Annotated in this window: 19 protein-coding genes and 1 other RNA gene; 6 read left to right on the top strand and 14 right to left on the bottom strand. The window is 65.6% G+C overall.

The annotated features are described in order from the left end of the window. Window positions 1-19: 19 nt before the first annotated feature. A complete protein-coding gene (gene murI / locus GT590_RS08230; RefSeq protein ID WP_114513130.1) occupies window positions 20-931 on the bottom strand; it encodes a glutamate racemase in 912 nt (303 codons plus the stop codon). A 115-nt stretch (window positions 932-1,046) separates the two neighbouring features. On the opposite strand from murI, the gene GT590_RS08225 reads away from it, so the two are divergent. Together GT590_RS08225 and ybaK are read left to right on the top strand one after the other, a co-directional pair. Continuing rightward, the gene (locus tag GT590_RS08225) at window positions 1,047-1,661 is read left to right on the top strand and encodes a flavodoxin family protein (protein ID WP_086414494.1); all 615 of its coding nucleotides are present in this window, start codon (window positions 1,047-1,049) and stop codon (window positions 1,659-1,661) included. Window positions 1,662-1,679: 18 nt separating this feature from the next. Next, a complete protein-coding gene (gene ybaK / locus GT590_RS08220; protein ID WP_161170999.1) occupies window positions 1,680-2,165 on the top strand; it encodes a Cys-tRNA(Pro) deacylase in 486 nt (161 codons plus the stop codon). A gap of 86 nt (window positions 2,166-2,251) precedes the next feature. Here ybaK and GT590_RS08215 read toward each other — a convergent pair whose 3' ends face one another. Then, complete coding sequence (locus tag GT590_RS08215) at window positions 2,252-3,748, bottom strand: L,D-transpeptidase family protein (RefSeq protein ID WP_114550790.1); 1,497 nt, start codon at window positions 3,746-3,748, stop codon at window positions 2,252-2,254. A 468-nt stretch (window positions 3,749-4,216) separates the two neighbouring features. Between GT590_RS08215 and ssrA the strand changes: the two genes are divergently transcribed. Further along, window positions 4,217-4,585: a transfer-messenger RNA gene (ssrA, locus tag GT590_RS08210) on the top strand. A 66-nt stretch (window positions 4,586-4,651) separates the two neighbouring features. On the opposite strand, the gene GT590_RS08205 is transcribed toward ssrA, so the two are convergent. From GT590_RS08205 to GT590_RS08190, 4 genes are all read right to left on the bottom strand, one after another. After that, on the bottom strand, window positions 4,652-5,464 hold the full coding sequence (locus GT590_RS08205; RefSeq protein WP_021409963.1) for a hypothetical protein: 813 nt from the start codon (window positions 5,462-5,464) through the stop codon (window positions 4,652-4,654). Between the two features lie 62 nt (window positions 5,465-5,526). Further along, the gene (gene smpB, locus GT590_RS08200) at window positions 5,527-5,994 is read right to left on the bottom strand and encodes an SsrA-binding protein SmpB (protein ID WP_009304171.1); all 468 of its coding nucleotides are present in this window, start codon (window positions 5,992-5,994) and stop codon (window positions 5,527-5,529) included. An 8-nt stretch (window positions 5,995-6,002) separates the two neighbouring features. Next, entirely contained in the window at window positions 6,003-7,154 is a 1,152-nt protein-coding gene (locus tag GT590_RS08195; RefSeq protein WP_021409960.1) for a M42 family metallopeptidase, read from the bottom strand. A 169-nt stretch (window positions 7,155-7,323) separates the two neighbouring features. Then, the gene (locus GT590_RS08190) at window positions 7,324-7,605 is read right to left on the bottom strand and encodes a hypothetical protein (RefSeq protein WP_009304169.1); all 282 of its coding nucleotides are present in this window, start codon (window positions 7,603-7,605) and stop codon (window positions 7,324-7,326) included. Window positions 7,606-7,797: 192 nt separating this feature from the next. On the opposite strand from GT590_RS08190, the gene GT590_RS08185 reads away from it, so the two are divergent. Beyond that, entirely contained in the window at window positions 7,798-10,164 is a 2,367-nt protein-coding gene (locus tag GT590_RS08185) for a bifunctional alpha,alpha-trehalose-phosphate synthase (UDP-forming)/trehalose-phosphatase (RefSeq protein ID WP_161170998.1), read from the top strand. Here the strand turns inward: GT590_RS08185 and GT590_RS08180 are convergent. From GT590_RS08180 to GT590_RS14525, 5 genes are all read right to left on the bottom strand, one after another. Beyond that, the gene (locus tag GT590_RS08180; protein ID WP_035585119.1) at window positions 10,161-10,721 is read right to left on the bottom strand and encodes a hypothetical protein; all 561 of its coding nucleotides are present in this window, start codon (window positions 10,719-10,721) and stop codon (window positions 10,161-10,163) included. The two genes, GT590_RS08185 and GT590_RS08180, sit on opposite strands and share 4 nt — an antisense overlap. Continuing rightward, entirely contained in the window at window positions 10,718-11,083 is a 366-nt protein-coding gene (locus tag GT590_RS08175; RefSeq protein WP_035585116.1) for a GIY-YIG nuclease family protein, read from the bottom strand. Before GT590_RS08175 ends, GT590_RS08180 begins: the two co-directional genes overlap by 4 nt. Window positions 11,084-11,088: 5 nt before the next feature. Further along, window positions 11,089-11,544: a YhcH/YjgK/YiaL family protein gene (locus GT590_RS08170; RefSeq protein ID WP_035585114.1), complete on the bottom strand. Its 456-nt coding sequence runs from the start codon at window positions 11,542-11,544 to the stop codon at window positions 11,089-11,091. Window positions 11,545-11,709: 165 nt separating this feature from the next. Further along, entirely contained in the window at window positions 11,710-13,245 is a 1,536-nt protein-coding gene (gene cas3 / locus GT590_RS08165; RefSeq protein ID WP_021409372.1) for a CRISPR-associated helicase Cas3', read from the bottom strand. Then, the gene (locus tag GT590_RS14525) at window positions 13,133-13,909 is read right to left on the bottom strand and encodes a CRISPR-associated endonuclease Cas3'' (RefSeq protein WP_227110515.1); all 777 of its coding nucleotides are present in this window, start codon (window positions 13,907-13,909) and stop codon (window positions 13,133-13,135) included. Before GT590_RS14525 ends, cas3 begins: the two co-directional genes overlap by 113 nt. 243 nt (window positions 13,910-14,152) lie before the next feature. Here GT590_RS14525 and GT590_RS08160 point away from each other — a divergent pair, with 243 nt between their 5' ends. Then, window positions 14,153-14,737 (top strand): NUDIX hydrolase, encoded by a 585-nt coding sequence (locus GT590_RS08160; protein ID WP_021409368.1) that lies wholly within the window; start codon window positions 14,153-14,155, stop codon window positions 14,735-14,737. Here GT590_RS08160 and GT590_RS08155 read toward each other — a convergent pair. Then, window positions 14,734-15,798, bottom strand: a complete 1,065-nt coding sequence (locus tag GT590_RS08155) for a GNAT family N-acetyltransferase (protein ID WP_021409375.1) — start codon at window positions 15,796-15,798, stop codon at window positions 14,734-14,736. The two genes, GT590_RS08160 and GT590_RS08155, sit on opposite strands and share 4 nt — an antisense overlap. A gap of 57 nt (window positions 15,799-15,855) precedes the next feature. Next, entirely contained in the window at window positions 15,856-17,049 is a 1,194-nt protein-coding gene (locus GT590_RS08150) for an MFS transporter (RefSeq protein ID WP_021409366.1), read from the bottom strand. Between the two features lie 191 nt (window positions 17,050-17,240). Here GT590_RS08150 and GT590_RS08145 point away from each other — a divergent pair, with 191 nt between their 5' ends. Continuing rightward, window positions 17,241-20,510 carry a DEAD/DEAH box helicase gene (locus GT590_RS08145; RefSeq protein WP_021409363.1) on the top strand — a complete coding sequence of 1,090 codons (3,270 nt, stop codon included), beginning with the start codon at window positions 17,241-17,243 and terminating at the stop codon, window positions 20,508-20,510. Window positions 20,511-20,561: 51 nt separating this feature from the next. Here the strand turns inward: GT590_RS08145 and GT590_RS14520 are convergent, their stop codons facing one another. Further along, window positions 20,562-23,264 (bottom strand): NTP transferase domain-containing protein, encoded by a 2,703-nt coding sequence (locus GT590_RS14520; protein WP_114513140.1) that lies wholly within the window; start codon window positions 23,262-23,264, stop codon window positions 20,562-20,564. Between the last annotated feature and the right edge of the window lie 100 nt (window positions 23,265-23,364).

The raw sequence follows: 23,364 nt of genomic DNA, 5'->3' as shown, positions 1-23,364 counted from the left end.
TTCTCCTTGAACGGTTGCGTTACGAGGGGAACGCGACGCGTCCGACCCGGTCGATGTCGGTGCGGAACACGCGCGCGCCGAAGCTGCGGAATTCCTCCACGTCCTCCCCCGTCGTGTAGAAGTCGTAGCTCGGCTCGTGATCTTCCGAGGCCAGCGCGCCGCGGCGCGAAAGGATATGCGCCACGTCGTGAGCCGCCTCCTGCGCCGACGAGATCAGCGTGACATCGCGTCCCACCACGCCGCCGATGAGCGCCTTGAGCAGCGGAAAGTGCGTGCACCCCAGCACGAGCGTGTCGATGTCGCAACGGCGCAGCGGCTCGAGGTACTCGCGGGCGATCTCCTGGAACGCCGGACGGATGTACACGGTGGACACGAGGGAGGTGAAATCCTCGATGGGGCCCTCGGCCATGCGCAGGCCCTGCTCGGCTATCTCCACGAAACGCGGCGTGGCCGTGGAGAACACGGTAATGCCGGCGTCGAGGTGGCGGATTGCCTTGGTGTAGGCGTCCGACTCCACCGTGGCCTTCGTGGCGATCACGCCCACGCGGCGGTTCTTCGTGGCATGGGCCGCAGCGCGGGCGCCCGGCTCCACCACGCCGATGACCGGCACAGGAAACGTCCGCTGCGCATGCGCCAGGCCGGCCGCCGTGGCCGTGTTGCACGCGATGACGACGAGCTTCACCCCGCGCTCGACCAGCCACGCGCCGATCTGCTGCACGAAGCCGTCGACCTCGTCCAAGCTGCGCGGCCCGTAGGGGCAGCGTGCCGAATCTCCCAGGTAGACGATGGATTCGCGCGGTAGCTCCTTGGCGATCTCGCGCGCCACGGTAAGGCCGCCGAACCCCGAGTCGAACACGCCGATGGGCGCGTTGTCGAAGCGCGGCGCATCCGCGCCTTCGAGCGGCTCTATCGTTGTCTCGTTGGTATCCATCGCCCCAGTATACCGCAGGGTTCGTTCGTTGTTTGCAATCGATACCGGCCGGTCATAGTTTCTGCTAACCTGGTTCACGAGCGAAAGAAGCAAGACGAGAAACGAGGCGAGGCCCATGAAAGTTCTGCTGGTCAACGGGAGTCCGAACGAGAAGCGCTGCACCTACACCGCGCTGTCCGAAGTAGCCGGCGCGCTGGAAGCGCAAGGCGTCGACGCCGAGATCGCCTGGATCGGGCGCGACCCCGTTCGCGGCTGCCTGGGCTGCGGCGGTTGCTCCAAGCGCGGCGACAACCGCTGCATCTTCGACGACGACGTTGCGAACGGGCTCATCGAGAAGGCGGTGGAAGCCGATGGCCTCGTCGTCGGCACGCCGGTGTTCTACGCGGGAGCGAACGGCGCCCTGATGGCCGTGCTCGACCGCCTGTTCTACGCCGCCTCGGCACGGCTGCGCTTCAAGCCCGCTGCCGCCGTCGCCTCCGCGCGCCGCGCCGGCACTACGCCCGCCATCGACCAGATCAACAAGTATTTTCAGATCAACTGCATGCCGGTGGTATCGTCCAACTACTGGCCCATGGTGCACGGCCGAAGCGTCGAAGACGTACGGCAGGATGCCGAGGGTCTGCAGATCATGCGTGTGCTTGGCACGAACATGGCTTGGATGCTGCAGGCGACGTCCGCTGCGCCTGCGCCGAACGTCGAGCAGAAGATCATGACGAGCTTCATCCGCTAGCGTGAACGCGAGAAAGCCATGGCCAAAGAACACGACCGCAAGACGAACGCCATGCGCGTGCTCGATACGGCGGGAACGCCGTACGAGGCGCGCTTCTTCGACTGCCCCGAGGCCGTCTCGGGCGTGGAAGTGGCGCGCATACTGGGCCTCGATCCGGACACCGTGTTCAAGACGCTGGTCACGCGCGGCAAGTCGGGCGAGCACTACGTGTTCATGATCCCCGTAGCCTGCGAGCTGGATCTCAAGAAGGCGGCGGCCGTCGTGGGCGAAAAAGCCGTGGCGATGATCCGCTCGCGCGAGCTGCTGCCCTTGACCGGCTACGTACACGGGGGCTGCTCGCCTCTCGGCATGAAAAAGGCCTTCCCCACCGCCATCGACGAGACATGCCAGCTGCATGAGCGCATCGCATTCTCGGGCGGCCGCATCGGATGCCAGATCGAGATGACGCCTGACGACCTGGCGCGCGCGGTGCCCCTCGCCGTGGCCGATCTCACCGTGGTGTGAAAACGCCTGAACGCTAATCATTCCTATTCGCGACGAAAAACGGGCCCGCTCGATGCGAGCCCGTTGCGTAGGATCGGAGCGCTGCTTTACCAGTGCGACACAACCGTGTCGCCCGACGACAGCATGCCGTAGAGCTCGGCTGCCTTCGACGGCGGCAGGTTCACGCAGCCATGGCTGCCTGCGCCGTCGGCGTACAGCGTTCCGCCAAACGCAGGCTGCCAATCGGCGTCGTGGAACCCAATGTAGTTACCAACGAACGGCATCCAGTACTGCACCTCGGTCTCGTAGATCTTCTCGTTGCCGTTGTAGCCGATTAACTTCGACGGACTCTGCTTGGCGTTCACCATGTAGACGCCCGTCGGCGTGTCGTGCTCGCCGTCAGGCTTGCCGGTGATGATGTCGGATTCCCAGATAACGGCACCCGACGCGTCGTACAAGCGCGCATGCTGCTCGGACAGGTCGACGTCCATGTAACGAGCGCCCCAATCCCGGCTGCCCGCGCCGTTGTACGCGTCGCCCGTCTGCGTGCACGGGATGTCCACCGTGTTCGCGGCGCCGTTCGCCACGCCGTCCTTCACCAAGGCGAGCAAGGCGTCCTTGTCCACTTCCCACCCGTACGTGCCGCCGGCCACCGTGACCACCTTGCCGTCAGACCGTGTGTAGGTGCGCTGCGTGCCGACGGTGTTGCAGACGGCCGCCAGCTCGTCGACCCAAGCCGTCAGCGCGCCTTCATCGAGCGTGACCGCCAGCTCGTCGTCGAGCGAAACCCATTGGGAGATCAGGCTCGCGTCCACGGTTCCGGCGACCGTACCGGCCATGAGCAGCTCAAGATCGGCTTTGATCATGGTGTTCGCCGAGTCAGCCGCCGAGGTGAGCTTCGGGTCGGTGGACAGCACCGTCGGCTTCAACAGCTGCTCGGAGGTCAGCTTCACCTGCGGGTCGAGGTCGGCCACCGCTTCATCGGCGGCCTTGATCACCGCGTCGGCATCGAGCGCCGTGCCCACGGCTTCGGGCTTGATGACGAAGGAGGCCTGCGCATCGTCGAAGCCGATCGTCGCGTTCACAGGCTGCGCAGCTCCTTCGTTGAACGCTGCGACCGCAGAACGGATTGCGTCTTCCAGACCGGTGCCGTTGTACGTGGCCACGAGCTTGGCCGTCTCGTCGTGGTCTTTCTGCAGTTCGAACGGCCATGCCCACGGGTTCATGTCGGAAAGCATGTCGCGTACTACCTTGCCCTCGTCGATGGACAGGCCCGCATCGCTGGCCGTGAGCTTGAGCGAGAATCCCTGGCCGTCGATGGACAAGGCATAGTCCTTGATGGAATCGACCAGCACTTTCTCGGCATCTCCCGCACTCATGAGCGACACGTTGATGTCGCCGATGTTCGAATTCGGCATGAAGCGGTCGGTGAAGTACAACGCTACTCCCGCATACGCGATCAGAAGCAGTGCAATGATCGCGCCGAACGTTATGCCGAGGATCTTCAAGGGCTTGTGCTTGCGCTCGACGGCGAACGCCTGGGCCGTATCGACCGGACGCATGGGATCGAGCGGCTTGAACACCTGGTCGGTTGCATAGCGCATCGGAGGCTCCTGCCCCGAGGCGGGTCGCGACGGCGAAGCGGTCGGCGGCATGGCGGCCGTAGGCTGCACGGGAGGGACGACGGGTTTCGGTCGCGTTTGCGGAAGAGGCCCGCTGCTCGCGCCATCGTTGCGATGAGCGCCGGCGGCGTGACGACCGCGCGACGGCTTGTCAGACTTGTTTTCGCTCATAATCACTCTCAAACGTCTCGGTCTTCCGTCCATTGTAGCAAGTCGGGGGTAATTCTCCTGTAACAAAACGGTTCGCTTTCCGACCGGGCTGCGATTGTCACAATTTCGACATGGGGCGTGCACGAGGCGTCCGCAAGCTCCACCGCGATGCCGCAGCCATCGCTTCGTTCACGGCCTCACGATCATCCTTGACAAACGCCGGCCTGCGGATAGAATGGATGTTCGCGGCAAAGCCGCGGGTACATTGACAAGGTGGGCCTTCGACCCCGCACTTCTTCTGGGGGCGACTGGTTTCGACATGGTACGTTTGAAATGAGGAGCAGGTCGTGGTCTCCTCGCCACGTTAAACAGGGGTACCGTCAATTTAATTGGCAAGAACAACACTCAGAGCGCTCCGGCGCTCGCCATGGCTGCTTAATAGCGCCTGGCTGTCGGCCTTGGGACTTCCCCGCCCCTCGGTCCGGCATCAACCTAGGGGAATGCGCTTGAGCACGTAGCCGGTATGGCTCAGGCAAAGATCGAACCGGCTAGGGTGCGTCTCGCTTGTCCGCGGGCCGGCCGCATCCGAATCCCGACCACGGACTAAGCTTGTAGAGCCTCATGGAGAAGGTAGTATGGACCGGAGTTCGATTCTCCGCGCCTCCACCACTGACAACAGGAGCCCCGTCGGCGCGCAGCCGCGGGGCTCCTTTGCGTTTCCTAGGCTGCGTCAGGCTACTTCTTCAAAAAAGACGTGAAGTCGAGCGCGCTCTTGATATCGTCGAAGGCGCCCTTGAGCTCGGCCGCCACGGCGATGCCGTCCTTGTAGATGGCGTTCATATCGTTCGTGGCCTCGGCCACGCCTTCCTTCGTGATGCCCAGATCGTAGGGGTTGTCCTCCTCTTCGGCTTCTTCCTCGTCCTCTTCGACGTAGTAGTACTCCGCCTCTTCGCCGTCCTCCATGAGCACGAAGCCGATGACGTCGCCGTCCTCGTCCTCGATGTAGCGCACGATGTCGTCATCGTCGAGCTCGAGCTCCACCAGTTCGTAGCCGTCGTCCTCGGCGCTCGGCTCGATGATGGCCACGTCCTGCACGTCGTCGTCTTGGCCGTCCTCCAGCTCTTCGAGGGCGTTCGCCTCGTCGACCTCAGACACGGAGCCGGCGGTCGCGTCGCCGTCCTCGTTCAGCGCATCGGCATCGTAGCTGTCGAGCGAGCCGTTCTCGTAGAGCTGCGCCTCCTCGTCGGCCTCGTCGCCGTCGACGATATGGAAGCCCTCCTCGGACAGGTCGATGCCCGCCGCCTGCGACGCGACGGCCGCCAGGCCCCCGTCCTCGCCGTCGAGCGACGTCTCGCCCTCTCCGTCGGGGCCTTCCTCGGCGAAGAAGCCCTCGTAGGCTTCCTCGAGGTCGGTCTCGTCGTCGGAAGGATCGAACTCCTCGTCGTTTTGGAACTCTTCGACGTCCTCGAGTTCGGTCTCCTGGTCGATCTGCTCGGCTTCCGTCTCGGCGCCGTCCTCGATGGTTTCCAGTTCCTCGTCCAAGCCCATGATGGCCTCCTTCGCGTGGTTCGCACGTCGGCGCAAAGCGCGGCGTGGTTCGTCGTTGCAGCTTAGTAGCGGCTGCGTTCCTTCAGCGCGCGCTCCACCTCGCGGCGGGAATCGCGCGCCGCCATGGTAGCGCGCTTGTCGTAGAGCTTCTTGCCGCGCGCCACGGCCAGCTCCACCTTCACGAGCGAGTTGTCCTTGAAGTACATCTTCACGGGCACGAGCGCCATGCCCTTCTCCTTGACCTGCTCCTGCAGCTGGCGGATCTGCTTCTTGTGCAGCAGCAGCTTGCGCTTGCGGTCGGGATCGGGATTGGCGATGTTGCCGTTGAGGTACGGCGGGATGTGCACGTTGTGCAGCCACACCTCGCCGTCTCGGATGAGTGCGAAGCAGTCGGTGAGCTGGCAGTGGTTGTCGCGCAGCGAGCGCACCTCGGTGCCCGTCAGCTCGATGCCCGCCTCCAGCGTCTCGAGGATCTCGTACTCGTGGAACGCCTTCTTGTTCTTGGCGATGGTCTTCTCTTCGCGTTTCACGGCCGTACCTACTCCACGCCCGTCTCGTCGAACTGCATCTGCGCAGCGGACTCGGCGCCAGCGCCGTCGCCCTCGGTCACCGCGTCGCCCATGCCCGGCACGAAGCAGGCGTCCTCGTCCAGGTCGCACGCGAAACGGGCGAGCAGCTTCACCGTTGCGTCGAGGTCGTCGAGGCTGACCACCTCGGTGGGCGTATGCATGTAGCGCAGGGGCACCGACACGAGGCCGGTGGGGACGCCTCCGCGGGAGATCTGGATGGAACGGGCGTCGGTGCCGGTGACGCCGGGCTCGGCCTCGATCTGGTACGGCAGACCCTCGGCCTCGGCCGCCGCCACGAGGCGCTCGAACACAGCCGGGTTGATGTTGGGGCCGCGCGCGATAACGGGACCCTCGCCGCAGACGATCTTTCCGTACTTCGTCTTGTCGATGCCGGGATAGTCGGTGGCGTGCGTCACGTCGAACGCGATGGCCACATCGGGGTCTAGGCCGTACGCGGACGTAATGGCGCCACGCGTGCCGATCTCCTCCTGAACGGTGGCGGCCACGATGAAGTCGCCGGGCGCGCGGCCCTCCTTAGCGAGCGTCTCCAGCACGCGCACGGCGACCCACACGCCCGCCTTGTCGTCGAAGGCGCGCGAGACAGCCATGTTCTTGCCGAAGCGCTCGAAGCCCACGCCGAAGGTGATGACGTCGCCCACCATGACGAGCTTCTTCACACGCTTCGCCGGCATGCCGAGGTCGATGACCAGCTTGTCGATGGGCGTGACGTTCTTGCGCTCGTCGGGCTCGATGAGGTGGATGGGCTTGCGGCCCACCACGCCGCGCAGCGGCTCGAAGGAGTTCGACGCGTGCACGTCCACGCGCATGCCCGGGAGGATGGCCGCGTCCACGCCGCCGACGGACGACACGGACAGGAAGCCCTCGTCGGAGATGTACGTGACCATGAGGCCGATCTCGTCCATGTGGGCCGACAGCATGAGCGACGGGGCCACGCCCGTGCCCGACAGGCGGGCATGGACCGAGCCCATGACGTCGGTCTGGATCTCGTCGGCCGTGCCGGCCAGGCGCTCGCGCACCAGTTCGGCCACGGCGATCTCGGTGCCGGTGGCCGACGGGGTCTCGAGCAGTTGCTTGAGGAATTTCACCTGCTTGTTCTTCATAAATGCTCCCTGTTCTGGGCGAGGCCGCGCGCAGGCGCGGCGCGTTCGTTCGGTATGGGAACCAGTATAGCCCTTGCATCGTCCGAGCAGCCACCTCATCGCGGTGATGAAGCGAGGCCGTCACCGGAGTACCATGAAGCGTCCGGCGCCGACGGCGGGCGTTGCGGGCCTACCAGTACTCTTTCTTCTTCGCGCGCTTGCGCTCGGGCTTCGGCGGGCGGAAGTCCAGCGCCAGTTGGCCGTCCTGCGAGGCGACGGACGCTTTCTTCCGCTCCACGCTGTCGATGGTCCACGACACGGCGTCCTTGCCGTACAGCTCCAGCATCTTGAGGCGCGCGTCGCGCAGGTTCCCCTTCGTGTTGGCGCGCGAGTCGCTTTCGAACTCGAAGAGCCCCGTGCCTCGCACGTCAGCAGCCGCGGGAGAGATGTAATGGGCGATGTAGGTCTGCATATCCTTCCTTCGACGGTCGTGGTTTTCGCACTGTTCGCATGATACCCCAAGGCGACGGCCGCCGCTGCGCAACGCGCGAGAAAAAGGCGCGTTCACGGCCGCCTGACGGCAGCGAAACAAGGGCGCAACCGCTTCGGGGAAGCGGCGGCGCCTTCCCTACAATGGCAGAAAAGACAGCAAAGGTGGACTTCTATGCCAAACACTCATTTCCCCGCGGCGACCCTTCTGCGCGACACGCCGCTCCCCTTACCCCTCGCGCGCATCGACCGCCCCCGGGAAGAGAGCGCGGCAGCTCGGCGCGCGCAGCATGACGCGCGCAGCGTCGTCGCGCCCGAGGCCGGGCGGCTGATCATCGTGTCGAACCGGCTGCCCTACCGTTTCGAAGACGACGGCGAAGGCGGCTTCGAGCTCGAGCGCAGCGTGGGCGGCCTGGCCACGGGCCTGGGCCCCTTGCACGAGCAGGACGGCAACCTCTGGATCGGTTGGGCCGACGCGGATGCGGGCATGGACGACGACGAGCGCGCCCGGCTGGCCGCGGCGTTCGACGAGCGCGATTGCCGCGCGGTGTTCTTGGACGACCGCGACGCCGAAGCCTACTACGAGGGCTTCTCCAACTCGGCCATCTGGCCGCTGTTCCACGGGTTCCCCCAGTTCACACGCTTCAACGAAGAAGAATGGGAGGCCTACCGGCGCGTGAACGAACGGTTCTGCGAGGCAGTGCTGGCCGAAGCGCGCCCCGGCGACACGCTGTGGATCCAGGACTACCACCTCATGCTGCTTCCGTCGATGCTGCTCGAGGCGCTGCCGGATGCGTCCATCGGGTTCTTCCTGCACATCCCCTTCCCCGACTACGAGACGTTCCGCACGCTGCCGTGGCGCGACGAGATCGTCCGAGGGATGCTGGGAGCCGACCTCATCGGCTTCCATGCCTTCGACTACGTGCGCCATTTCCTGTCCAGCTGCCGGCGCGTGGCGGGCATCGAGAACACGAGCGGCACGCTCACGGTTGACGGACGCGTGGTGCAGGTGGACGCCTTCCCGCTCGGTATCGACTACGCGCGCTTCCGCGACGCCGCACGCACACCGGAAGTGCAAGCAGCAGTGGAAACGCTCGCGGCCGAGAAGGGACACGAAGGTTGCAAGGTGATGCTGTCGGTGGAACGGCTGGACTACTCGAAGGGCATTCCCGAGCGGCTGGACGCCTTCGACGCGTTCCTCGACAAGCACCCCGAGTGGAAGGGTCGCGTGGTGCTCATGCTGGTCACCGTGCCGTCGCGCGAGAACGTGGCGTCGTACCGCGCGCTCAAGAAGCGCATCGACGAGCTGGTGGGCCAGGTGAACGGCAAACACTCAACGATGGACTGGACGCCTGTGGACTACTACTACCGCTCGTTGCCGTTCGAGCAGCTGGTCAGCCTGTACGCCGCGAGCGACGTGATGCTGGTCACCCCGCTGCGCGACGGCATGAACCTCGTATGCAAGGAGTACCTGGCCTGCCACGACGGCGACGGAGGCGTGCTGGTGCTGTCGGAGATGGCCGGCGCGTCCTACGAGCTGCACGAGGCTCTGTGCGTGAACCCGTTCGACCGCGCGGGCATCGCCCGTGCCATGCAGGAGGCGCTCACCATGCCACCCGACGAGCAGCGCAAGCGCAACGCGCCCATGCAACAGCGCCTGGCACGCTACACGTCGAAGAAGTGGGCGCGCGAGTTTCTCGATGCCGTGGCCGACGTGAAGCGCCGCCAGGCGGGCATGAGCGCGCATCTGCTGGGCCCCACGTCGGCCGGCCGGCTGCTGGAGGCGTACCGCCGCGCGGATCGGCGCGCGCTGCTGCTGGACTACGACGGCACGCTCATGCCCTTCTCGGACGACCCCGCGCGCGTCGCGCCCGACGAACGGCTGCTGGACGTGCTGGCGCGCCTGGGCGGCAGCGCGGACAACGACGTGGTGGTGGTGTCGGGGCGCGACCACGCCACGCTCGAGGCATGGCTGGGCCGGCTTCCCGTCGACCTCGTGGCCGAGCACGGCGTTTGGTTCGCCGCGCAAGCGGACGGAGGCACGGCGAGCGAGCGGGCATGGACGCTGCAGGAACCGCTCGACAACAGCTGGAAGGACGCCATCCGCCCCGTGCTGGCCGACTTCGTCGACCGCACGCCCGGATCGCTGCTGGAAGAGAAGGACTACTCGCTGGTGTGGCATTACCGCATGTGCAGCCAGGAGCTGGCCGAACGGCGCGTCATCGAGATCAGATGCGCGCTGGGAGACGGCCTGGCCGACCGCGGCATCGCGCTCATGGACGGCAACAAGGTGATCGAGGTGAAGCCGCGCGGCGTCGACAAGGGGCACGCGGCCCACCGCTGGTTCCGCGACCCCGCCTACGGCTTCTTGCTGGCGGCCGGCGACGACCGCACCGACGAGGACGTGTTCGAAGCCGCGCCCGACGACGCGTGGACCGTCAAGATAGGCGGCGGCCCCACCCGCGCCCGCTTCGCGCTCAAGAACAGCGCCGAGATGCGCCAGCTGCTGGAAGCGATGGCCGAAGCCGAGCCGGTCCGCTAGAACGCGCAAGAGGAGCCGCGAAGCGGGCCGACGGCCGTCGTTTCCGCCTCGACGGACGCATCGTCGCCGGTCAAAAACGCGAGCACGCGGCTCAACAGCGCTTCCAGATCGTCTTCGGAAAGCGTGCGGGAGAAGCCGCTATCGGCGAGGTTCTCGAAGGCGGCGGCGTTGCGATAGCGGATGCCGTCGAGGAAGAACGCCTTGCGCCGGTCGGCACGGTCGCGCACCACGACGACGGTCTGCGACGGCAGCGCCTCGTAGGCGCGCTCGTCGAGCCCGAGCTTCTTCCCGTACCAGTCGGGCACGTTGCGCACGCCCTCGTCGGCGAAGAACGCGCGGATCTCCCCGCACCCCGCCAACGGGTACGGCGGCAGGTCGTAGCCCCGATGGCGCGCATACGCGAAAAGGTAGCGGGACGCGTCGCCCACCTGGGCGCGGTCGCCCAGCACGAACGACAGCAGCTCGAGCGCCCGATGAGGCCGCCACCGGTCGCCTTCGAGCTCCAACAGGCGCGCGATCCCAGAAACGGCGTCGTCGCCGGCGCTTCGCAGGCTCATCGCGCCTCCCCTCCGACATCAACACCTTCCGTGTCTTCGCGCACACCCGCCGCGGGCATGAGGTCGCTCAGAACCTGCTCGAACGGCTCGCGCGCGGCACGGCGCACGAGCCGTTCTTTCTGACGGCGCGTGAGGCGCTTGAAGCGGTACTCGGCGCTCATGGCCTCATGCTTCGTCGCGTACGCCGCCTGCGCGAGCAGGCGCACGGGAAGACGGCTGCGCGTGTACTTCGCGCCCGCGCCGGCGTTATGCGCGCGCACGCGTTCGGCGACGTCCACGGTGTAGCCCGTGTACCATGTGCCGTCGGCGCATTCGAGCACGTACAGGTAGAACGACGGATCGTTTTCTGCCCGGGAATCCATGCGCGCTACACGAGCACCTTGACGACGATCTTGCGCACGCAGCATGGGGCATCGAGCGCGCATCCCGGCTTGTGGGCGTCTTCGGGTGCGAGCACGGCCACGTCGCCCGCACGCAGCACGATGGAGCTGGGACGCTCGGGTGTGCAGTACAGCCCGAAATCGGCGTCTTCGTCAAAGGGCTGTACTTTCGCGAGGCCTTCGAGCGGCGCAAACTGCATGACCTCCTCGCCCGACACAACGAACTGCACGTCGTAGTAGCGGCGGTGCGCCTCCAGCTGCTTCTCCTCGGCGGGAACCGTGTCGTATTCCTGCACATTGGCGAACACGGCGTCCCCGTCGATGTCGACGCGGCCGAGCGGGAGCGACCCGAGGTCATCCCTGTTCAAAAAAGCATACGCCTTCTGAAAACGCGCGGCGAGGTAATCGTTGCCAGCGGCATGGTCGAGGGTGGTAACCAGCATGATCGGTCCTTTCGGTACGGGTGCACGGCGCGCAAAGCGACTCGCAGTATACACCCGAGGACGTCAGCGCGGACGCAACGTCATTGCGTTGCAATGGGGGTTGAAACATTCTCATAAACAGTTAAGCGGTAACGGCACAGGGGCGCTCCAAGCGCCCCTGTGCCGTTACAGGAATATCCCCTTTCCTTCTTCGATTTTCAGATCCAATCCGCGTTGATCCGAGTAGCATGTTCCATCGACCAGCACGAACAAGTCCACGGCAAGAGTCTCTACCTTGCCGCTCCCCAGTAAAGCCTTGATATCCCCATCGTAAACGCCGACGGCGTAGCGCGAGAGCCTGCGCATGGTCGAGCGATTCGCGAAACCGGTTTTCACCGCGAGGATATCGGATTCGATTTCCGGATCGGGTATCACCACCGTGCGCGAGCCTTCCTCGATCATGCGGAAATCGTCGGCCGCGCGCTTGAAGGGTATGTTGAGGGATTTTAGGCTGAACCCTTCGAGATCGCGCAGCACTCCCGATGCGTCGAGCGCCCCTTCGCGCACGGCGTACAGCCTTGCAAAGTATGCGTCGATCGCCTCGAGAGCCCCGATATCGCACGACTCGCATGCCGCCCCCTCCATCTCGCTTATGACGCTTCGTGCTATCGCCACTTTCTGCGCGACATCGGAAGGCAGAGCGTAGTCGTCGGCGGGCTCGAACACGTGCACGATGCTTTCCTCGGCTGACTGCCGGCCTTCTCGATTGCATCGCCCAGCCGCTTGCACCATGCTGTCCACACCAGCGAGCGCGCGGTAGACCACAGGGAAATCGACGTCGACGCCCGCTTCTATCAGGCTCGTCGCCACAACCCGGCAAGTCCGGCCCTCGCGCAGACGTTGCCGGATCTCGTTCAGCACGCGCTCACGATGTACAGGGTGCATGAGGGTTGTCAGATGGTACGAGCCTTCCCCGTCGAGCAGCTCATGCAGCCGCCTCGCCTGCTTGCGGCTGTTCACGATGCAAAGCGACTGGTCGCGATCTGCCAAACGTGCTGCAAGATCGTCATCACCGAGCACGCCGTCGAAACGATACGAGACGCGTTTAAGCTTTTTGAACAATTCCGACGGCGCAGGTGCGATCTCGCGCACGGCGAACCCCTTTCGTCCAAGCATCCCGTTGAAGGCCGGCTGCGTCGCCGTGCACAGTACCACCGAACAACCGTAGTTCGCCACGAGCTCTATAAGCGCGCGCAGACAAGGAAGCAGCTGCTTGGTGGGAACCATCTGCGCCTCGTCAAGCACGATCACGCTGTTCGCGATATTGTGCAGCTTGCGGCAGCGCGATGTCCGGTTAGCGTAGAGCGACTCGAAGAACTGTACGTTCGTCGTCACCACGATGGGCGCGTCCCAATTCTCGGACGCTCGGCGAAGCGCTTTCTTCGCGTCGCCTGACTTGTACGATTCCACCTCTTCGTCGAAATCGAAATCGAAGTTCGCGTGATGCTCCAAAACACTGCGCTCTCCCAGCACATCGCGAAAGACGCGGGCGTTCTGCTCGATGATCGACGTATAGGGCACGGCGTAGACCACGCGACGCGCATCGCGCTTAACCGCATGCTCGAGCGCGAATAGCAGCGACGCGTACGTTTTTCCACCTCCGGTGGGAACTGTTAGCGAGAAGAAACCGGGGGTGGTTCGAAGCAGCTCTGATGCATGCATCCAGCACCTGGCAGCGCGTTTCGTTGAGCGCGCTCGTCGGCGGGTAGAAGCGAGCTACCTCTTCTTTCAGGCAACCCAGGAGATCGACAAGGGATTGCTCCGAAAGAGGATCGCGTCCTTCACCCTGCATGAATCTCTCGGTGCAAAGGAAGTCCGCATCCACCAAACAGGAGAATACCATGCGCGTCAAAAACGAAAGCGAATAGGCTCCGTCCTCCCGATCGCGAGAAACAGGCAGAACGGAAGGGCCTTTCGGAACGTTAAGCTCGACTTCGCGCGCATAGGCGGCGCAATCGGGGATGCTACCGTGTTGTGCCCGCAGCAGTCGACCGCGCAGAGTCGGACAGTCTTCGACATCTGCCGTAGTGCCCCCGTCGGGAAGCCCTGCATGATGGCCGGCAACGCAGTAAGCGAGCAATTTCAAACCCAACTGATCAAGCAGAGCAGCCCCCGCCGTGGAGTGGTCGACTTTACGCCCGTCGCGTAGGATGCGGTTCTGGAATTCCGTGGAATACTTGCCGATGTCGTGCGCCATTCCTGCGGCATAGGCCCACGATTCGGCCCCGAACGGCCGCGCGAACTCGGCCGCCATCTCGGCCACCTCCCGCAGGTGGTCGGCCACCTCTTCGATGCGCCCGTCTTCGGCAACATGGGATACGTACATGAATACCTCCCGTCAGTTGGCGCAATCGCGCGCCGTTCAGCTATAAAATATAACTCATCTTGACATGCATAAGCTTTCTAATCATTTTTATAGCTCTCGATGATACTCTGAAAATTGTTTTCGCATGTCCCCCAAGCGGGACTTGCAGAAAAGCGTTTTCGTTTATCATTGAAAGAATGTCTAATCCAAAAAACAGGTGCATGAAGCATGCTCGAAGAACAACCGAGTTGTACAATACTCCCCATGTCCCTCACCACCGACATACGCTCCTACCAACCCTTCAACCAGCAGGAGGCATCCGATCGCGAGGTTATCCTCCAGCAGTTGGAAGCCGACCCGCACGTGTTCGACCGCGACTCGCTCGCGCATATGACGTGCTCGATCTGGACGGTCGATCCGACCGTCACCCAGACGCTCATGGTGTTCCACAACACGTACGGATCGTGGAGCTGGATCGGCGGGCACGCCGACGGAGAGCGTGACCTGGAGCGGGTGGCGCTGCGCGAATTGGAGGAGGAGACCGGAGTCGCCGACGCGCGCATCGTGCCGTGCGGGCCGGGGAACATCTTCTCGCTCGAGGTGCTCACCGTGGACGGGCACGAGAAACGCGGGCGCTACGTCAGCTCGCATGTACACCTCAACGTGACGTATCTGGCCGTCGCGTCGCCCGACAACCCGCTGCGCGTCAAGCCCGACGAGAACAGCGGCGTGCGCTGGATGGACCTCGACGAGGCGCTGGCCGCATCGACGGAACCGTGGATGCGCGACCGGATCTACCGCAAGCTCGTCGACAAGCTGGCCGCGGTCGACCTCGAAATGAGACGTTAGCCCCGTCCCTTCGCCTCATCCCAAAGCTCGCGGGGAAGATAGTACGATTCGAAGTCCTGCATGAGGCCGTCGGGGGTTGCTTCGGCGCCGTGGATGGTGCCCTCGTGGACGAAGCCCGCCTTCTCGATCACGCGGCGCGAACGATCGTTGAACGTGTAGTGCGCGCACGTGATCAGGCCAAGCCCCAGCTCCTCGAAGCCGTAGCGCAGCACCTCGTCCGCCGCCTCGGTCATGCAGCCCCGCCCCCATGCCGTGCGCGCGAGCGCATAGCCCAGCATGAGGCAGTCGACGTTGCGCCGCTGCGGATCGCGGATGAGGCCGATCGACCCGATGCACGGCCCCGTGGCTCCCGTCCCCGCGCCCGTCTTCTCGAAGATGCCGAACACATGAGGCTCGCTCGCGATCACCTCCACGAACATGCGCGAGTCCTCGCGCGTGCGGTGCGGGGCCCATCCGGCATCGGGCCCGACGGCGGGATCGCTGCAGTAGGCGTACACGTCGTCGATATCGTCGGAAACGAGCGGGCGCAGCACGAGGCGCTCGGTCTCGAGCGCAGGGCACTCCCCCGACGTCTCCGCCAGAATCGCCGGCGGACAACCGGGATGCCGCGCCTCGCCGGCCCGAACACAAGCCGCGAACCACACCTCGTCGAGCACCCGCACGCCCGCCTCGCGCAAGGCGCGCGCCGCCACGCCGTAACCGGGCACGAGCTCGCCGGCGAACGCGCCGTCGTACACGAGGCCGCATCCGCACGAAGGGCTCTTCGCCTTGAGCACGGCCAGCTTGCACCCCTGCTCCTTCGCCAGCTCCACCGTCTTGGCGGCTCCGGCCAAAAACGCGTCCGTGACGTCGACCCCGTCCGCGTCCGTCACGCGCAGCGCGCGCTCGGCGGCGGCGATCTCGCAGGGGGCATGCGGCACAGGCAGCCCGCCCAGCACCTCGGGGCACACGGGAACCATCTCGCAAGCGTCGTGCAGCTTCAGCACGTCCTCGCAGGGACGCGACTTCCCATCGTAGCGGCACGGCTCCCCCAGCAGGCATGCGCTCACGGCTATCGGCATCGCTCGTCCTCGTTTCGTCGAAAAACCCAGTATAGCAAAGCCCGCGACTCCGCTGCGTTAGCGCGTGCGCGCGAACACTAGAACCGTGGCGACGGCCGCGAACATGGCCAGCGCCGCAAGCACGCCCACGAGCGTCGTCGCGCCCACGAGCGCGCCCATCATCCCGCTAAGAACCGCCGATCCCGTGTAGCCGATGAGATTGATGGTCGACACCACCGTCGCCGTGCTGCGCATGTCGGCCCGCGCGAACAAGAGGCGCAGGCTGCCCGACAGGCACATGCCCGTGGACAGGCCGAACAACGCCACCAGCACGAGGAAAGCGCCCAAAGCCCCGGCCGCCATCGCTACGCACATCGCGCACGTGAACACGAGGAGCGCCGCCATCGAAACACGCAACGACACGCCCGACGGCATGCGCGCCTCAAGCGGCGCCCCCAACGCGCTGGGCGCCATCGACAGCGCGAGGATAGCCGATGCCATGAACGGGTCGCTCGAACCGAAGCATTCCGCCGCCACCGGCGAGCTGAACGATTGGAAGAACGTGCCCACGCCCCACGACGCGACGTAGGCGCACGCGGCGATGGGCAGCACACCGCGCAGCTTCGCATCCACGCCGATCACCGGCTTGCAGGCGGTTCGCAGCGGCACGCGGCTGACGACCGTTTCGGGAGCCGCGGGAATGAGGATCGCGCCCAGCGCCAGCAACGCGATCATGATCCAATAGATCAGCGCGTGCTGTTGGGTGACCAAGGACAAGAACCCCACGGCCAGCGAACCCGCCATCACGCCCAGCAGCGCGCCGCAACCGGCCACCGCCAGCCCGAACCCCTCGTAGCGCCCCACGGCGGAATCGACGACCAGCGCCGAAACGGCGCTCATGGCCAAGCCGCACGACACGCCCTGCACCGCTCGCGCAACCAGCACGATCGTCGGATCGGCCGCTCTCAAGAACAGGAAACAACCGAGCATGGCAAGCAGCAGCGACGCCGCCGCCAAGGGGCGCCGTCCCGCCGCATCGGACAGCGATCCCGACAAGAACAGCGTCAGCACGACGCCGAACAGGTACATGAACATGGTGGCGGAGATGTCGGCGTCGGTGAGCCCGATCGTCCCCTTGTACTCGGAGTACAAGGGGATGGGCACAGCCGAGGCGGCGAACACGGTGACGAAGGCGAACGTAGCGATGACGAGGCCTCGCACCCCTTGCCGAGGCTGCGAGGATTCCGACGCGTCGACTGCATGCGCGAGCATGGCACCATCCGTTCGTTCACCGCGAATTACACCCGCGCTCTTCCCTGCGAGGAGCGATTGCGGACAGCATAGCATTCCGAACGGACGCAGGGAACACCCGCGTTCGCCCAACGCGGCGCGCACGGTTCTGGATTTCTGGTACCATGGTACGGATGTTCTGCAATGCTTTCGAGGGAGGGCCGCCGCACCGCATGCTATCCGAAGACGACATCAGCAGGCACTGCCATGCGCGCACGTTGCAACGGGCACGGTCCATCGCAGCCTCCGACCGCAACATCCTCACAAAGCAGGTCCGCTACAACCCTCCCGAGACCACGCTGTCCGCGTTCGTTGCCAGCAGCAGCGGCTGGAACGACCGTTACCGCACCTCCGTCACCTTCGACGAGGACGAAGGCGACCTGGTCGACTACGCCTGCACCTGCCCCGCCTACCGCGAGTATGACGGCATGTGCAAGCACTGCGCGGCTCTGGCGTTGACGTATCTGGACGCGCCTGAGAAGTTCATGGGCTACCGAGCCCATCGCGCGCCGACCACGTCTTCATGCCTGCTCGAGCTCATGGAGCGCAGCAAAGCCGCTGACGAAGCCGAGGAACAGGGCGGCATCGACTTGGAAGCAACCGTCGTGTACGGCTATCAGTCGTGGTCGGCGCGCTTCAAGGTCGTCGGCTCCCAGGGCTCCTACGTCATGAAGAGCATCTCGGACTTCGTCGACCGCATGCGGCGCGGCGAGCGGTTCTCTTACGGCAAGAAGCTCGCGTTCACGCACGTCCCGGCGATGCTCGCCGAGTCGGCGCGCCCTATCGCCCGGTTCCTCGACCGAGCCGTGGCGCTGCGCGAGCAGGCCACCGGCAGCGCGTTTTGGCGCTACCGCGGACGCGATGAGATCGGACGCGACCTCGACCTGTCGGACTACGAGCTCATCGAGCTGTTGGATCTGCTGGACGGCCGCCCCTTCACCGTCGAAGGCACCGACTGCGGAACGCGCTCCCTCACCCGCGCGCACGTCGTCAGCGCCGACCCCGATGTCGAGGTCTCGGTGCGGCGCACCGACGACGGCGGCTACGCCATCGAAGCCGACGAGCTGGCTTTCGTGGCGCAGGGCGACCGCATGTACCTGTGGCAGGGCGAGACGTTCTTCCGCTGCTCGGCCGACTTCGCGCGCACGGCGGGCTTCCTGCGCACCGTGTGCGAGAACGACGATGCCCGCCTGTTCGTCAGCCTCGCCGACATGCCCCTGTTCTGCGCCACCGTGCTGCCCGCCATCGAGAAGCGCCTCCATGTGGAAACGCCGACCGAGATCGATCTGTTCCGCCCCGTGCCGTGCAAGCTGGAGTTCTACTTCGACAAAACCGACCGCGACGTCACCTGCGACGCGCAAGCCGTGTACGGCGAACGCCGCTACCCGCTGCTCGACTCCCCCGCTCGCGACGAGGAGGGCCCCCTGCGCGACGAGAGGCTGGAGGGTCGCGCGAGGCGGCTGGTCGAGCAGCATTTCGACACGTTAGAAGCTCCCCCGGCCATCATGCTGAGCGACGAGACGGCGGTGGCCGACCTCGTGTTCGGCGGCCTTGCCCAGTTCCAGGCGCTGGGCCAGGCGTTCACCACGCCCGCGTTCGACCGGCTGCTCGTAGACAAGAAGCCGCACATCTCGGTGGGCATCTCGCTGGCGGGCTACCTCATCAACCTCGCCGTGTCCGCCGACGACCTGCCCCCGGCCGAGGTGGCGGCGCTGCTGACGAGCTACCGGCGGCGCAAGCGCTTCCACCGTCTGAAGAGCGGCGCGTACCTCGATCTGGCGGAGTACGACCTCGCCCAGCTCGACCACCTTGCGGAGGACTTCGGCTTCACGCCCAAACAGCTGGCCGCAGGCACGGTGGAGCTTCCCGCCCAGCACGCGTTCTACCTCGACGAGCAGTTCGAGGGCGCAGAGCGCAACCGCTCGTTCATGCGCTACCTGGAAAGCTTCCGGGCATCGGCCGGCGAGCCGTGCCCGGTGCCCGATCAGCTGGCCGCCACGCTGCGCCCCTACCAGGCGGAAGGGCTGCGCTGGATGAGCGCGCTCGCCGACCGCGATCTCGGCGGCATCCTGGCCGACGAGATGGGCCTGGGCAAGTCGGTGCAGCTCATCGCGTTTCTGCTGGCACGCCAGAGCGAGGCGCGCGCCGTCGGGCCAAGCCTCATCGTGTGCCCCGCCTCCCTCGTGTACAACTGGATGGCCGAGTTCGAGCGTTTCGCGCCCGGCCTCGACGTGCGCGCCGCGGCGGGCGCCAAGCGCGAGCGGATGCGCATCCGCTCCGAAGCCTGCGACCGCCACGCGCGCGAAAGCGAGCTTGCCCGAAACGGGCGCTGCTGCGATGTGCTGATCACCTCCTACGACCTGCTGCGCATCGACGCGGAGGACTTCGCCCGGCGCGAATTCTACTGCTGCGCGCTCGACGAGGCGCAGTACGTGAAGAACCACGCCACCAAGACGGCGCGCGCCGCGAAGCGCGTGCGGGCGCGCCACCGCTTCGCGCTGACCGGAACGCCGATGGAGAACCGTCTGAGCGAGCTGTGGAGCATCTTCGACTTCCTCATGCCCGGGCTTCTAGGATCCTACATGCGCTTCCGCGAGCACTTCGAGCTGGACATCACCGGAGGCGACGAGGACGCCGCGCGCCGTCTACGCTCCCTCGTGGCACCGTTCATGCTGCGCCGCTTGAAGGCCGACGTGCTGCAAGACCTGCCCGACAAGCTGGAATCGGTGGTGTACGTCCCCATGGAGGCCGAGCAGCAGCGCCTGTACGCCGCCCACGAGCAGCAGCTGCGCGACGCGCTGACCCTGCAGAAGAACAACCGCAACAACAAGCGGTTCCACGAGCGCAAAGTGGAGGTGCTCGCCGAGCTGACGAAGCTTCGCCAGCTGTGCTGCGACCCGCGCCTTCTGTACGAGAACTACGCCGGGCACGCGGCAAAGCTGGACGCCATCGCAGAGATCGTGGAATCGGCCATGGACGCCGGCGAGAAGACGCTTGTGTTCTCCCAGTTCACAAGCTTCCTTTCGCTGATCGCCGAAGTGCTGGACGCGCGCGGCGTGCCCTACTTCACCATCACGGGAGCCACGCCGAAGAAGCGCCGGCTCGATCTGGTGAACGCGTTCAACGACGACGACACGCCCGTGTTCCTCGTATCGCTCAAAGCGGGCGGCACCGGACTCAACCTCACCGGCGCGTCGGTGGTGGTGCACGCCGACCCCTGGTGGAACGCCGCCGCGCAGAACCAGGCCACCGACCGCGCGCACCGCATCGGCCAGACGCAGGTGGTGAGCGTCCACAAGGTCATCGCGAAGGACACCGTCGAAGAGCGCATCCTGCATTTGCAGGATGCGAAGACCGACCTCGCCGACCAGGTGATCGGCGCCGGCGGCGTATCGCTGGCGAGCCTGAGCCAGGAGGAGCTGCTCGATTTGCTGGACGGATGAGGCCGAGCGCGAACCGTGCGCTCGGCCGGCCCGGCCAGGCGCGCCTTCATCCTATGTGCCTTTCCTCATGACCACATACGCCGGATCGATGCGCTGCAAGTCCTCGAAGTCGTCGATCTCCACGATGTCGTCCTCGCTGCAAGGCCGCACGCGCACGTCGTAGGCGTCCGGCAGCCGATCGAGCGCGACGTCGTCCCAGAATATCTGCTTGCCGTCCTCCTGGGCGAACACGGCAGGTATGTCGCGCGCCAGCCGCTTGCCGTCCTCCGCCGTCCAGTACGACACGCCCACCATCTGCCAGCAGGGAGCTTCCTTGCCCTTGCCGATATGGACGATGCGACCCTCCTCGTCGGCATCGAAGCACCAGTCGTCGGTGCGCTCGACGGGGATGGCCAGGTAGTTCGACCGGTACTGGTAGGCGCTCACCAGCGAAGGGTTCTGCAGGAACAGGTCGCTTTCGAACACGTAGGCGTTCGAGAAGCAGCGGCAAGCGGCGGCTGCCGAGCTGATGTTGTTGGTCTTCGCGTAGAGCGGGTTCTCGATGAAGACCAAGTCGGGGTACTTGCGCAGCAGCTGGTCGAACTCTTCGGACAGATAGCCGCGCACCACGTACACTTCCTTGATCCCCGCGGCCTGCACCGCGTCGATGAGACGGTCGATGATGCGCACCCCGTGCACGCGCGCGAGCGGCTTAGGCGTGTTCACGGTCACCGGGAGCAAGCGGCTGCCGAAGCCCGCCGCCAGCAGCACGGCGCGCTCGACGCGGTACGGCTCGAGCGCGCTCGCGCCCGCGTCGGTCAACGCGCCTTCGCGCACCAGGCCGCGCTCCTCCAAGGCGGCCAGCGCGACCGTCCGAGCGTCCGGATCGATCGCTTCGGGGTGAACCGCGCCGCGCGCTGCGGCCTCCAAGCCGGCCAGAACCGTGAACTCGTCGTAGGAGAGCGAGGGCGCCCCGCCCGCCGCAGCGGGTCCGGCAGGAGCACCCGGGCGGCCGAGCAGGCCGTTCGCGTACGCCCCGAACTCCTTGGCCGCCTTGTACCACACGTACAGCCACTCGCCCGTCGGCGCGCCCTTGCACTCCTTGTACAGGGCCCACACGTACCAGTACCAGCCCACCAGCGCCGTGCACGCCAGGAGGTGGAACTCCTCTTCCGGCGTGGGCATGCGCCCGAAGTAGCGGGGGATCGCCGCGATGGCCTCCTCGACGGTGTAGCCCGACCCCTGCGCCACGAAGTTGCCGAAGTCGCAGCCGTAGTCGCCCATCGCGGCGTACTCCCAATCGATCAGGCTCATCTCGTCGCCATGCACGAGGATGTTCGGGCCGTAGAAGTCGTTGTGGCACAGCACCGGCTCGCCCGCGCCCGCCCGCAGCGGGCCCACCAGGTCGGCGACGGCGGCGGCCAGCGCGTCGTAGTCGGAGGGGAACTCCCAGCCCGCCTCGCGCAGCAGGCCCTCGATCTTCTTCGACTCGTCGTAGAAGTCGAACGACCAGGGCGACACGACGCCGCTCGTATGCAGGCGCCGCGCCATTTTGAGAGCGCGCTCCACCTGCGCGGCGTCGGCGTAGTCGAATTCCGAGCACCCGGGCACGAACCGCGCGATCTTCCAACCTTGCCGCGGGTCCTCGTAGACGTACGTTTCGTCGAGGCCCAGGTCGGACGCGGCCTTGAGGGCGAACGTCTCGGCTTGGCGGTTGATGATGTCGTCGGTGCCCGCGCCCGGATGACGGTAGACGTAGCCCTCCCCGCCGCACGAGAAGTAGAACGAGAGGTTGGTCAGGCCCTGCTGGAGGGGGCGCACGTCGACGATGTCGCCGCGCAAGCAGCCCAGCGTCGAGCAGATGTTGTCGAGCACGCCCGAACCCACGTTGTCGATGAATTCCGGGTCGAAGCTCTGCAGCTGGTCGAGCGAGTCGAACTCGTGGACGACGTCCGCCGGATAGGGGCGCATCACCATCTTGAGCTCGTCCGCGTGGGAGAAGAACACCTCTTCCCACAGCTTCGGCGCGGTCTCGGGCTTGTCGTACTCGGCTTCCAGGATGCTCATGAACGCCTCGGCGAATGAAGGCGTCCAGTACGCGTGGCCCATCAGCGCCCACGAGTCCCTGCCGCCGAGCGCGGCGGAGACGATGCGCCGCTCCTTGCCGCGCGTCCCCAGGCAGTACTCGTCCGTTTCGCCGTGGATGTACACGGCCGCGCAGTACGATTCGTACGCGTAGGGCTCGAAGGGGTTCTCGGTGAAGTAGTTGTCGGACGAGCACACGTACGTCGCCCCGAGCAAATCGCGCACCTGGAACAGCGTGGCATGGTTGTTGCGCACGGCGAAGTCCTCGTTGACCACGATGTCCACGCCGAACGCGTCCTCGAGGTAGAAGAACTCCTCCTTCTTGTACCCCACGACCACCGTGACGTCCTCGATGCCCGCCTCGCGCAGCTGGCGGATCTGCCGCTCGATGAGGCGCTCGCCCCGCACGCGCAGCAGGCCCTTGGGCTTCTCGTAGGAGATGGGCGCGCACCTCGACGAGAGCCCTGCGGCCATGACGACCGCGTTTCTCACCCGGTACGGCTCGAGCGCGTCGAACCCGGTCTGCGTGAGGGCGCCGTCGCGCACGAGGCCCGCGTCTTCGACCGCCTTGAGCGTCCGGCCGACCGAACCTGAAGACAACCCGGTTCTCGCCGCGAGCGCTCGCCGGCTCGACGGCGCGCCCGACGCGAGAGCCGCCAAGAGGGCGAACTCGTTGCTGGTCACTTGCATTGTTCCACCGATTCCTGTCATGAGCGGTTCAAACTTTACGATAGTTTAACAATTGATGAACGCGATGGTGACAGGAAACGTTGAAAACCGTTCGAGCGCC

Origin of the sequence: Eggerthella sp. BIOML-A1 (genome assembly GCF_009875595.1) — a bacterium.
In the GTDB taxonomy this organism is placed as follows: Bacteria; Actinomycetota; Coriobacteriia; order Coriobacteriales; family Eggerthellaceae; genus Eggerthella; species Eggerthella lenta.
This window is presented reverse-complemented; position numbering and strand designations above follow the sequence as displayed.